Genomic DNA, 11,388 nt, shown 5'->3' with positions numbered 1-11,388 from the left:
ACTTTTAGAGGTAGCAAAACATTATAGTCTTAAAATGAAGAACTCCCCATTGGTAAGCATTCTGATGCCTGTTTTTAATGAAGAAAAATATTTAGATTCTTGTATTCAGTCTATTATTTCTCAAGATTTTAAAAATTGGGAGCTCATTATTGTTGATGATTTTTCCACAGATAACTCATTTCAGTTATTAGGTCAATTTGCAATCAAGGATCCGAGAATATCCATTTACAAAAACGAAAATAAAGGAATCATCGGCGCTTTAAGATTAGCGTTCCGGAAGTCTAAAGGGCATTTTATTACCAGAATGGATGCCGATGATATTATGCCCGTAGATAAATTATCATCTTTATGGAGTGAAATTCAATTGCTCGGACCTGGTCATATAAGCAGTGGAATGGTTGAATATTTTTCTGATGATGTATTATTTCAAGGTTTCAAAGATTATGAGAAGTGGATTAATCAGCAATTTTATTATACTTCTATCTATAAAGAATGCACTTTGCCTTCTGCGTGTTGGATGGCACATCGATCGGACCTCCTTCGTATTCAAGCTTTTGAAATAAGTCAATATCCTGAGGATTATGATTTGCTATTTAGATTCTATGAAGCGGGATACACAATACACGGAATAGATAAAGTATTACACTTGTGGAGAGATCACTCAGAACGAGCTTCCAGAAATGATCCTAACTATGCTGACCAAAATTTCTTCCCACTCAAGATTGAATATTTTAGAAAGATCGATCATAATGATTCAATTCCTTTAATATTATGGGGAGCGGGGAAAAAAGGAAAATCCTTAGCGAAGCTTTTATTAGAAAATGAAATGCCATTTCGATGGATCACTGATAATGAGAAGAAGATTGGAAAACACATTTACGAAGTGCTTATAGAAGATGCTGAAATCTTAATGGAACCCACATCAAAACAAATCATTACCGCCATATCAGATGTCAATTTTCAAGCTGATCGATCTCATTTAATAGAACGAGTACATTTTAGTGGGAATCAGTATTTTCATTTTTGCTGATTCATTATTTTTAAAGAATATTAACTTGCTTTCTTTGGCCTTAATGACCTAATGGTCAATTTTGGATTTATACTTCCTATCATACAAACAACTACCGAAGCTGCTTGTAAAATGGCAAATACATATTGATCTTTTCCTAAAGTTATGTATGCCATAATAGCATGTGAGATACCCATTGCAACCCAACCTGATTGCCTTTTGTTATTGGCTAAATTCACAAACGCGACCATGAATAACAGGGAAGTAATAAACTCAAGCAAACCCGAATCTGGAATTTTTATTAATAATAGAATTGTTACTAGAACACAAATCCCATATACATACAACGCTATTTTCTTAGCATCATTCTTTCCTAAAGCGCCATAAATCATAATACACAAGCAAGCAATTTCTAGCGCACTAAAAATGTAGAGTTGAATCCCAATAAAATATAATACTGCAGCTCCAGAAGCGACAATGCCTATAACCCAGCCTGCTTTTTCATTTAACAATAAAAATACCTTATTGATAAAGTACAATATACTCACCAGTATTTCGAGCATTTTTTAGGTAAATATAAATGTTACATTGACAAGAAAGCTCTTCTGTCAAACTTAAATCATTACGACCGACTTTTGTAGTGCTGATCATTAATCAATAGCATGGTACATTAGTCCATATACTGGGTAGTCTTCCTTTAAAACCTGATGTCCGATGGCACATTGTAAGCATCGATGACGATCACAGAATTCTTTTTTCAAATGAATTAGTGCTTGTGTATCAGCAGCATTGGAAACTTTGAATTTTAGTTTTTTCCACTTTGAAATTACCTTGTTTCGTTCAGGAGGAATTTCCTGCATGAAGGCGATAGCCTTATCTATATATTTTTGTTCTTGTCTTAACTTTCCGTAAATGAAAATGAGTGGAATAACGGCATTGATTAAAATGATGTTCTGAAACCCTTTGCCGATATTTTTGCTGGAAAAAGTCGACTCTTTATCAAACATGTAGTGGGTTTCCCAATATGATTCTGTAGAAATGTCAAAAATCGTGTAGAGCTCATCGAGATTGTTGGCCTCTAGGATGAAATTGAATAAGGATTGTTTTTTATTGATTAACGCAGCAAACTGAGCAATTCTAATAGTCGGAAAATTAGAAGGTCTTAACCTGAAAAACTTCCATAATTTTAGGGGAATAGGATCTAATTTGTATTTATGTTTTATGAATTTATATTCGTTTTTCAGTGTATTAGGATATGGATCTTTAAATTCTCCTTTTAAGAATCCAGCTTGGCCAAATAATAGTGATTCTACTAACAGTGTGTTATCTCTGTTTTTATAAATCGTAAATAAGTTGATGCTTTTGCACAAAGATTCGAATGCATCAGAATTGATACTAGAACCGAAATATCTCCCAAGCATGATAAACAATACATACTCCCAATTATGCTTACTGAAATCTAGTAACTCGCTAATTTTCTTGCTTTTCTCTTCTAGTCTAGCAACAAACAACCTTTCCAGCCATATTTGTTTCTGTATTTCTTCGACTTCAGTGACTAAATTTTCACAAGGAACCCAGCTTTTGTTTTCGCTTAAGTAGTGATATCTATCAAAAATCTCTGGATCGATCCTATTCTTTAAAGTAATGCATGGAATAGTAGAACCATTTTTGCGAAGGATAACTTCATCATTGTCATAAACAACATGTAAGATTACGTTATCATAAGCATCATCATTGTAATGTGCATGACGTACCCAGTCTGATGCTCTTAAATGTAATTCGATGTTTCCATTCCAAATAGTGGATCCAATTTTAATCTTGCCAGCGCTGAAATCAGGACCAGCATCAAAATTGTGAAAACCAGGATGGAGAATCTCTACAGATTCTCCGTTCACGGTTTTTAAATTTTCGAAATCAAAATATCTTAGTTTCCAGACGTAGTGGAGTAAGTCTTCTTGAAAAGTTACCATAGTTATGATTTAGATGTTCATAACTACTAGTGTAAAAAAATGGAAATATGTCCTTTAGAAAACGCTAGAAATTTTAATCTAGTCGAATTTCATCATCATGATTGTCATAAAAGACGTATTGATTAAGTCCAAATTCAAACTCACTAACTAACTTTACCCATCTACTATACTTGAAATACCATCTTCGTTGATGACTTTTTATTCCCTTCTTCAAGTAGGCATATACAAATGGATGAACATGCAGTGTAACCTTGCTTTTGGGTCTAGAAGTCATGATGTAATTAAGATCACGATCTATATCATCTGTAATTAGAACAGTTGAATTTACTTTTCCAGATCCTTGACAAGTCGGGCATAATTCAGAGGTGTCTACACTTACTTCTGGCCTTGTTCTTTGACGCGTGATCTGCATCAATCCGAACTTACTTAAAGGCAGAATGGTATGCTGTGCTCTGTCTCCTTCCATGTAATCTTTCATGGCTTTGTAAAGCGTCACTTTATTTTCTTGCTTTCGCATATCTATAAAGTCAATCAAGATAATTCCTCCGATATCTCTAAGTCGTAACTGTCGAGCAATTTCCTTAGCCGATTCCATGTTGACCATTAATGCTGAAGTCTCTTGATCTTTCCGTTGCATTTTAGGTCCACTATTCACATCTATGACATGCATAGCTTCCGTGTGCTCTATCACTAGATAGGCACCACTACTCATGGTTGAGGTCTTTCCGAAGGAAGATTTTATTTGTCTAGAAACACCGAAAGTATCATATATCGGCTTGTTTGACTTATAGAGGGAAAGTATTTTAGCAAGTTTGGGTGCGGAAGTTTCCAGAAACGTTTTAAGCGTTTCATAAGTTTCCATGTCGTTTACCACAACCTTACTAAAAGAATCACTTAGAATATCTCTTAAGATGCTGCTTGATTTGTCTAATTCACTGACTAATTTCGAAGTTACTTTAGCAGTTTTTAGTGAATTCCACATGCCTTTCCAAGTTTCCATTAGGCCACTGATTTCTTCATGTAGATCAGCAACTTTCTTGCCTTCAGCTGCAGTTCGAATGATAATTCCGAAGTTTTTCGGTTTTATACTTTCGACTAAAGTGTGAAGTCTTTTTCTTTCTTCGGGATTACTTACTTTTTTGGAAACAGAAACGTTATTGTAAAAAGGAGTTAAAACTACAAATCTTCCAGGAATGGTTATTTCACAAGTAAGTCTAGGACCTTTCGTAGAAATAGGTTCTTTTAAAACCTGAACAAGGACAAGATCTCTTTTCTTAAGAACCTGATCTATTTTTCCTGATTTAAAGATATCTTTTTCCTTCTCGAATTGATCAAGGAGATGAGTAGTTTGTTTCTTAGAACGCGTCTCCTTAACAAATTTGTTAAGTGATTTCAATTGTGGTCCTAAGTCGGTGTAATGTAGAAAAGCATCTTTTCGATGGCCTATATCTACAAAAGCAGCATTAAGTCCAGGCATAGTTTTCTTAATAGAACCTAGAAATATATCTCCAACAGTAAAGTTGCTATCTGCTTTTTGTTTGTGTAGCTCGACGAGTTTTCCCTCTTCGAGCAATGCAATGTCCACTTTGCTGGGACTCACATCAATTATTAAATCTTTCTGCACGGTACAGTTTTTAGTGGCACCTCATTCGGTACACATTAAACAATGTCTAAAACCCTTAAGGGAAGTTTTTACAGAAAGATATTATGGATTAGACGAAACGAAAGAAGGTCAGCAGAACTGAATCTGCTGACCGAAAAAAATTATTTCTTCTTCTTGTGTCTGTTTTTACGTAATCTCTTTTTTCTTTTATGAGTAGAGATCTTATGTCTTTTTCTTTTTTTACCGCAAGGCATAGTCTTTTATTTTTTATTTTTTATAATTCACATTTACTTTTGTAAGCATCGGCTTTCTGCTGATTACCTACATTTGTATAAGCTTCTACAGCTAAACAAATAATTCTTTGATTGTTAGGATCAATACTTAACGCTTTTTCTATACGTTCGATTGCCTTATCATACTGGCCTGTCTGTAATCCTAGTCTCGCTAACTGAAATAACACAGTAACATTTTCTGGACTCTGCTTATTAAGATCCAACAGCATCAAAATCCCTTTCATAGGGTTTTCAGCTAAAGGCTGTTCTGCATATGTAACAGCAAGGTTGATTTTATGGTTCAAATTTGTTGGATTAATTGAAATTGCATTCTCTAATGCCTTCCTTGATTTCTCAACACAAAAATCTTTTACCTTCTGATCTTTTGCATTTTTAATTCCTGCGGCATAAGTTGTTCCTGCAATGGACCAACTTAATTCGTCATTATTAATTTTTGCAATTTCTTCAGCATAGTATCCAGCAATGCCATAATATTCATTTTGATACCAAGCAGAAGATAAGTTTTTAAACTCTTCAACTCTAGCACTGTCTGTTTGTGCTGCTTCGACTCTCATGTTCATGGCATCAATAATCCCCATTTGATCTGCTCTCATTTCTTCGCGAGCTGTCGTCAGTAGATTCTGAATATTCGTTGTTTCAATTAAATTTGCTCGAGACTTTTCAGCGAGCAATATATCATGTGGTTTTGTATCAAAACCAAAATACAACACAAGGAACAAAATGGTAAACACTCCAATAGTTAAGTAGTGACTTTTGTTCATGTCTTATCTTTTTTAATTAATCATCATCATTAGAATCCTTAGGCAGGCTCGTAACATTTGCTTTCACATGTTCTACGAATGCTTTAGAAGGCTTAAACGACGGGATATAATGTTCTGGTATTTCTATTGCTTTTTGTTTCTTTATATGTCTTCCTATTTTCTTAGCTCTCTTTTTAATCTTGAAAGATCCGAAACCTCTTATAAATACATCTTCTCCACCTCCTAAAGATGATTTCACCTCTTTGAAAAACATTTCTAAAGTAACCAACACATCAACTTTAGGTACCCCTGTTTTTTCTGATATCGACGACACTAAATCGGCTTTCCTCATTATTAATATTTGGTTTATAAATAGTTATGAAATATATGCCCCTTTTTTTTAGGGATTGCAAATTTCGCAAAATTATTCATTTAAGGAAAAAAAACCTGCTCTTTTTAAAAGATTTATTTATTTATTGTTTAATCCCTTCTGTTTTATAATCGCCTTTTAATGAGGTAATTACAGGCTTAAAGCTCGATGTCTCTTGGGGTTAGGTATTTAATTTTATCTTAATTGAGGTATAGATCTATGATGTCATCAATATATTTAATTACACAATCTACCTCCATTAATTATCTTTACACAAAATTAGCAATATGGTATTATCAATGACGGGGTATGGCAGAGCGCAAGGCCACTATAAAGAAAAGACAATAACGGTTGAGATTCGATCGCTCAATGGAAAAACAACTGATATTCGTTGTAAACTACCACTTAGCTATCGTGAAAAGGAATTGGAACTTCGAAAATTAGTTACGGATAAAGCACTAAGAGGTAAGTTTGATTTATCCATTTCTACCGATGATAATGGCACTCAATCAGATGCATGTATCAATAAAAACTTGTTCATAACTTACTATAATCAGTTAAAGCAGCTAGAAGGTGAAATGGGAATACCACCCACGGATTATGTTCAAGCTATTCTGAGAATTCCTAATGTTGTTCAAGCTGAAGGATCTGAAATGGAGGAAGAAGAGTATAAGGTGATTAAAAAATTGACCTTAGAAGCAATAGAAGGCCTTACAAAATTTAGAGCTGTAGAAGGAGAGGCAACTAAGGAAGATCTAAGAGAAAGAGTTCAAGAAATAGAGAGGTTCAGAAGTGGAATAGAGGAATTCGAAGTTCCGAGATTAGAAAGGCTGAAGCAAAGACTACAGAAGAATGTGCAGGATTTCACTCAGAATACGAATCTAGATCGAAATAGAATGGAGCAAGAGATTTTGTTCTATATGGAAAAAATGGATATCAATGAGGAACAATCTAGACTAGCTCAGCATTGTATCTATTTTATTGAAGAATTAGATAAAGAAGGAGACTTGAAAGGTAGGTCATTAAGTTTTATCGCTCAGGAAATAGGGAGAGAGATTAATACCATGGGAGCTAAAGCTCAGTTTACCGACATTCAGAAATTAGTGGTAAACATGAAAAATGAACTTGAAAAGATTAAAGAACAGCTAGCGAATATCGTCTAATATGGATTTTAAGGGTAAGATGTTTGTGTTTACGGCGCCTTCTGGAGCAGGGAAGACGACCATTGTAAGACACTTATTGAAAACGTATGATTTTTTAGATTTTTCTATTTCAGCTACAACTAGAGAAAAAAGAGATCATGAAGAGAATGGGAGGGATTATTACTTTATGAGTCCTGAGGAATTTAGGTATCGTGCAGAAAATGATGAGTTTGTAGAATGGGAGGAGGTTTACGAAGACCAATTTTACGGCACATTAAAATCTGAAGTTACTAGACTTTGGGAAAATAAGAAGCATATTGCTTTTGATATAGATGTACGTGGTGCAACTAATATTAAAAAGTTGTACGGTGATGATTGTCTTGCTATTTTTGTAAAGCCACCTTCTATAGAAACGTTGATTAGTAGATTAGAACGTAGGAGAACCGAAAGTGAGGAAAGTCTTAAGAAAAGAATAGCAAGGGTAAAACGAGAAATGAATTATGAGAATAGCTTTGATAGGATTCTCGTGAATGATTTATTAGAAGTTACTTTTAAAGAAGCAGAATTTATTGTTGAAGGATTTTTAGGTATAACCGATGAGTAGATTTTTAATTCCTGATATTGTTGTAAAGCCGAAGGCTCGCTATGAGCAGATGCACTCCTTCCCTCATCTTAGTAAATTTGTCCATTCTTATCATATAAAAATTGAAAACCAAAGTGAAATGGTTGTTCAGTTAATCAGTAGACATTGGTTTATTGTCAATGGTTTCGGTGAAGTTAGAGAAGTAGAAGGCGTCGGTGTAATCGGTAAGCAGCCTGTTATCGGACCTGGAGAATTTTATGAATATGATTCGTGGAGTCCGATCAATACAGAGATAGGGAAGATGTATGGAAGTTTTACCATGTTAAATGTAGGGGAAAATCAAATTTTTGAAGTTGAGGTGCCAGAGTTTAAGTTAAATGCTGATCATATAGCCAACTGATATTGGTTTCATTTATTTCTGATCACGCTTCGCCATATGTTCTTCATGAATACGGTATACAATTTTCAACTGGAAATTGATCGATTCATAATAATCTCGGATTTTCTCTGCTATAATGAGAAGATTATCCACATGCTGATCAAGATTAGCTGGCCAAGGATTAGTTACAATAGAGAGATCAGGCATTTCAGTTAAAAGTTTAGGCAGTTTCAACTCTACGCCTTCTTTGCTTAGGTTTTCTATGAGCCCATCTCTGAAAGGAACTATTCCTGTGATTTTACCTTGTATTCTTTTGATGTATCGTTCTAGGCTTTTGATGTTGTTGATTTTCATCCCAAGTAGGCCGTCATAAATGCCACGTTTTTCCATTTTCATTTCGTTGTCAGTGCCTTCACTTTGTTTTATTTCTTTAAATCCAAAACCTGAATATATAGCATCTGGGAGGGCATTGTCGGTGGATTCATTAATGAACTTCATTCCTTCGTATCCACCAGAAAAAGCTAAAGCAACTGGGTTTTTTGTCATTCCTAATCCGTCCGAAAGTGCATCAACACTATGTTTAACTGCTTGCCCTTGTTCGTCGTTTTTTAATCCATCTATTGCTTTGATCGTGTTTATACCAAATGATGCTCCTGAAAGTGCTTTATTGGTCTTTTGGAGCTTTGAGCCTAACATTTTAGATCCACCAGGTTTATTCTGAACGAGCATATCTAATTTGCTATGATACTTACTGAATTGATGAGCTTTAAAAAGGTTGTTGATTTTCATTTGATCTTTCATGATATTTTGAGCTAATTTCATGGCAGTAGATCTTATACCTTTATTTCCTATTCCTGAGATAGTGTTATCTGCATGTTGAATGTATTTGTTCGCTTTCTTTGCTTTTTTTACATATTCAAGCATTTCCTCTGGATTAAATAGTTCTGGAGGAATAATACTTTCTGTAGCAACTTTATTCTCCGTGGATTCTGCTGCAGGCTTAGCGAAGCTTTTATACTTTTCCATTAAATCTTTCATTAGTATTTTGTTTACTTCAAGATAGTTTTGAAAGAGAGACGAAGAAAGGGTTAATTACTATTCAAGAAATACGAATGTGTAGATGGGTGGCGTGAAAGTTTATTTGTAGAATTTTCCAGGAATCGAACTAGTAGAAAGTATACTTTCTGCATGGATTTTCAAAATTCATGAATAGGCAAAAAAAATCCTGACTTCTTGCGAAATCAGGATCTTAAGTGGTACCTCCAGGAATCGAACCAGGGACACATGGATTTTCAGTCCATTGCTCTACCGACTGAGCTAAGGTACCTCAAAATAGGTCTGCAAATTTATGCTCTTTTTTCATACTCCCAAAAAAATATAAATAAATTTACACCATGAGAGGAATAAGATTTTCAATGTTAATCGCTTTGCCCTTTGTTTTAGGGGGTTTGTACACTGGAATTAATTTAATATATTATGGAAAAGATGAGCATCTTTTTTACTTAATTCCATTTTTTGTGGTCGTTTTGGCCATTTTTTTCGCAAAAGAGGAGATAAATTATTGGTACGATGAGAAATTTCCACCCAAATTAGACCGTGAAATTGTCATCTGGCTTCAGAATTTTTTTCCCTTTTATTCAACTTTAGACCAAAATGACCGGCTAAAATTCGATACTCGATTAGCTCTTTATCTAAATGCAAGATCTTTTAGTTTGATGTTAAAAGAGAAGAAAAGCATTCCTGAAGATTTTAAATCCATAATTGCTGCTCATGGAATTCAGATGACTTTAGGATTGAAAGATTTTTTAATCGGAGATTTTGACAGAATTATCTGCTATAATCATCCTTTTCCTACACCTCAGAATAAGTTTCTCCACACCGTAGAAATTCATCCAGAAGATGGTGTGATTTTGCTATCCTTAGAAACGGTAATGCAGAGCATCAGTAAGCCTAATGATAACTATAATATAGCATACCATGCATACGCTGAGATTTTACTCTCCCTTTATTCGGAATTTAATAATGTAGAAGCTGTAGATTACAGTTTAATTCTTCCTTATAGTGAGGATCACATTTTGAAACTTACTGGCTTCACCTCATTAGATCCAAAAGTAATTTCACTAGCAACATTTTTTATTAATAATGAGGGATTTAAGGTAAATTGGCCTAAAGAATACGCCACTTACGCTCAAATACTAAATTATGCATATTGATTATTACGAATCTCCAGTTGGGATATTGCGAATAAGAGCAGATGAAAAGGGTATTACTGACCTGAACATAGTACGTTCAATGGATGAATCTCCTAATCCTAATCCGATCATAACCGCATCTAAAACTCAACTCGATCTTTACTTTGCCGGAGAAAGCAAAGGTTTCGACCTTCCATTAAACTTGGAAAGTTGGTCAGATTTTTATAAAAAGGTCTGGGCTGAATTAGTAAATATTCCTTTTGGGCGAACAGTTAGTTATCTTGATATCGCGAAAAAATTAGGAGACCCGAAGTCAACAAGAGCCGTCGGAATGGCGAATGGTAAGAATCCAATCGCTATTATTGTTCCTTGTCACCGAGTGATCGGGAGTGATGGTTCGCTTACTGGTTATGCTTATGGTACAGAAGTGAAAAGAAAGCTTCTTGCTCTCGAAAACCCAAAAGAGTATTCTGTGAATGGTGTTTTGTTCTAGAATCTATTTCCATCTTTGAAAGAATATTATGTTTGCATAATTCAAAGCTATTTCAGAAATAGGCCACCCACATCTTGTTTAAAGGTGATTCCTAATGCAAAGTACTTAATTGACTTTACGGTTTGAAAGAAGGATTTTATTATCTCTGAAATAGCTTTAGTCGATCCTTTGCTTATCTCCAAAGACCAATAATCAGCCCAGCGATTACAACGATCAGAATCTGATAAGCTGCATCTATTAAGAAGAGCTTGATGCTTTTTCTTTGGTATAAATAGTTAATACCTATCGAAGTTGCGATAAACATTAAACCCACCATAAGTCCATGAAACATCCCATGATGCCATGCCATGTCATCGCCATGTGCAGCAATAATCGGCGCAATTCCGAAAGCCATTATGATCATCAGGAGGAGACTCGTTCCGAAGATCAAGGGCATATTTGCACCTTTTAAATCGTCATCGGTCATTCCTAATTCTTTTTGCCAAGCTTTACCAAATAATAATGGACTGTACCAAAGTGAACCGATTACCCAAGCAGCGATTCCCCCAGCGATAACTGCTAAATAATTAATTTCCATAAAGTTGAAATTTAGATGTTTTGTTAAAAAATCTAAA

At 34.7% G+C, this 11,388-nt stretch carries 13 protein-coding genes and 1 tRNA gene; 6 read left to right on the top strand and 8 right to left on the bottom strand.

The features are described 5' to 3' along the window. The first annotated feature begins 34 nt into the window (after positions 1-34). Positions 35-1,030, top strand: coding sequence for a glycosyltransferase family 2 protein (locus tag L2586_RS04670; RefSeq protein WP_235291628.1), 996 nt, complete (start codon positions 35-37; stop codon positions 1,028-1,030). Positions 1,031-1,050: 20 nt separating this feature from the next. Here L2586_RS04670 and L2586_RS04665 read toward each other — a convergent pair whose 3' ends face one another. From L2586_RS04665 to L2586_RS04645, 5 genes are all read right to left on the bottom strand, one after another. Beyond that, positions 1,051-1,572 (bottom strand): hypothetical protein, encoded by a 522-nt coding sequence (locus tag L2586_RS04665; protein WP_235291627.1) that lies wholly within the window; start codon positions 1,570-1,572, stop codon positions 1,051-1,053. A gap of 87 nt (positions 1,573-1,659) precedes the next feature. Then, positions 1,660-2,979 carry a DUF2851 family protein gene (locus L2586_RS04660; protein ID WP_235291626.1) on the bottom strand — a complete coding sequence of 440 codons (1,320 nt, stop codon included), beginning with the start codon at positions 2,977-2,979 and terminating at the stop codon, positions 1,660-1,662. Positions 2,980-3,052: 73 nt separating this feature from the next. After that, the gene (locus L2586_RS04655) at positions 3,053-4,603 is read right to left on the bottom strand and encodes an Rne/Rng family ribonuclease (RefSeq protein WP_235291625.1); all 1,551 of its coding nucleotides are present in this window, start codon (positions 4,601-4,603) and stop codon (positions 3,053-3,055) included. A 253-nt stretch (positions 4,604-4,856) separates the two neighbouring features. Further along, entirely contained in the window at positions 4,857-5,636 is a 780-nt protein-coding gene (locus tag L2586_RS04650) for a tetratricopeptide repeat protein (protein ID WP_235291624.1), read from the bottom strand. 16 nt (positions 5,637-5,652) lie between these two features. Beyond that, the gene (locus tag L2586_RS04645) at positions 5,653-5,967 is read right to left on the bottom strand and encodes an HU family DNA-binding protein (RefSeq protein WP_235291623.1); all 315 of its coding nucleotides are present in this window, start codon (positions 5,965-5,967) and stop codon (positions 5,653-5,655) included. 305 nt (positions 5,968-6,272) lie between these two features. On the opposite strand from L2586_RS04645, the gene L2586_RS04640 reads away from it, so the two are divergent. Genes L2586_RS04640 through apaG form a run of 3 tightly spaced genes read left to right on the top strand, consistent with a single transcriptional unit; the run spans position 6,273 to position 8,110 of the window. Continuing rightward, positions 6,273-7,148: a YicC/YloC family endoribonuclease gene (locus tag L2586_RS04640; protein ID WP_235291622.1), complete on the top strand. Its 876-nt coding sequence runs from the start codon at positions 6,273-6,275 to the stop codon at positions 7,146-7,148. Between the two features lies 1 nt (position 7,149). Then, entirely contained in the window at positions 7,150-7,731 is a 582-nt protein-coding gene (gene gmk, locus L2586_RS04635; protein WP_235291621.1) for a guanylate kinase, read from the top strand. Beyond that, on the top strand, positions 7,724-8,110 hold the full coding sequence (gene apaG / locus L2586_RS04630; RefSeq protein ID WP_235291620.1) for a Co2+/Mg2+ efflux protein ApaG: 387 nt from the start codon (positions 7,724-7,726) through the stop codon (positions 8,108-8,110). Before gmk ends, apaG begins: the two co-directional genes overlap by 8 nt. A gap of 12 nt (positions 8,111-8,122) precedes the next feature. Here apaG and L2586_RS04625 read toward each other — a convergent pair whose 3' ends face one another. Together L2586_RS04625 and L2586_RS04620 are read right to left on the bottom strand one after the other, a co-directional pair. Next, positions 8,123-9,127 carry a hypothetical protein gene (locus L2586_RS04625; protein WP_235291619.1) on the bottom strand — a complete coding sequence of 335 codons (1,005 nt, stop codon included), beginning with the start codon at positions 9,125-9,127 and terminating at the stop codon, positions 8,123-8,125. A gap of 216 nt (positions 9,128-9,343) precedes the next feature. Then, positions 9,344-9,416 (bottom strand) — tRNA-Phe (locus tag L2586_RS04620). A 67-nt stretch (positions 9,417-9,483) separates the two neighbouring features. Here L2586_RS04620 and L2586_RS04615 point away from each other — a divergent pair. Further along, positions 9,484-10,302: a M90 metallopeptidase family protein gene (locus L2586_RS04615; protein WP_235291618.1), complete on the top strand. Its 819-nt coding sequence runs from the start codon at positions 9,484-9,486 to the stop codon at positions 10,300-10,302. Next, positions 10,292-10,774 (top strand): methylated-DNA--[protein]-cysteine S-methyltransferase, encoded by a 483-nt coding sequence (locus tag L2586_RS04610; RefSeq protein WP_235291617.1) that lies wholly within the window; start codon positions 10,292-10,294, stop codon positions 10,772-10,774. The genes L2586_RS04615 and L2586_RS04610 overlap by 11 nt, the downstream gene beginning before the upstream one ends. A 172-nt stretch (positions 10,775-10,946) precedes the next feature. On the opposite strand, the gene L2586_RS04605 is transcribed toward L2586_RS04610, so the two are convergent. Further along, positions 10,947-11,351, bottom strand: coding sequence for a DUF1761 domain-containing protein (locus L2586_RS04605; RefSeq protein WP_235291616.1), 405 nt, complete (start codon positions 11,349-11,351; stop codon positions 10,947-10,949). Positions 11,352-11,388: the final 37 nt, after the last annotated feature.

It is taken from the genome of Portibacter lacus, assembly GCF_021533215.1.
Lineage (GTDB): Bacteria > Bacteroidota > Bacteroidia > Chitinophagales > Saprospiraceae > Portibacter > Portibacter lacus.
This window is presented reverse-complemented; position numbering and strand designations above follow the sequence as displayed.

Excerpts from the sequence above, each read along its gene's own strand:
- L2586_RS04645 (WP_235291623.1), bottom strand. The coding sequence starts at position 5,967 with ATGAGGAAAGCCGATTTAGTGTCGTCGATATCAGAAAAAACAGGGGTA.
- L2586_RS04610 (WP_235291617.1), top strand. The coding sequence starts at position 10,292 with ATGCATATTGATTATTACGAATCTCCAGTTGGGATATTGCGAATAAGA.
- L2586_RS04665 (WP_235291627.1), bottom strand. The coding sequence starts at position 1,572 with ATGCTCGAAATACTGGTGAGTATATTGTACTTTATCAATAAGGTATTT.
- L2586_RS04650 (WP_235291624.1), bottom strand. The coding sequence starts at position 5,636 with ATGAACAAAAGTCACTACTTAACTATTGGAGTGTTTACCATTTTGTTC.
- L2586_RS04660 (WP_235291626.1), bottom strand. The coding sequence starts at position 2,979 with ATGGTAACTTTTCAAGAAGACTTACTCCACTACGTCTGGAAACTAAGA.
- L2586_RS04670 (WP_235291628.1), top strand. The coding sequence starts at position 35 with ATGAAGAACTCCCCATTGGTAAGCATTCTGATGCCTGTTTTTAATGAA.
- L2586_RS04625 (WP_235291619.1), bottom strand. The coding sequence starts at position 9,127 with ATGAAAGATTTAATGGAAAAGTATAAAAGCTTCGCTAAGCCTGCAGCA.
- gmk (WP_235291621.1), top strand. The coding sequence starts at position 7,150 with ATGGATTTTAAGGGTAAGATGTTTGTGTTTACGGCGCCTTCTGGAGCA.
- L2586_RS04615 (WP_235291618.1), top strand. The coding sequence starts at position 9,484 with ATGAGAGGAATAAGATTTTCAATGTTAATCGCTTTGCCCTTTGTTTTA.
- L2586_RS04640 (WP_235291622.1), top strand. The coding sequence starts at position 6,273 with ATGGTATTATCAATGACGGGGTATGGCAGAGCGCAAGGCCACTATAAA.
- L2586_RS04605 (WP_235291616.1), bottom strand. The coding sequence starts at position 11,351 with ATGGAAATTAATTATTTAGCAGTTATCGCTGGGGGAATCGCTGCTTGG.
- apaG (WP_235291620.1), top strand. The coding sequence starts at position 7,724 with ATGAGTAGATTTTTAATTCCTGATATTGTTGTAAAGCCGAAGGCTCGC.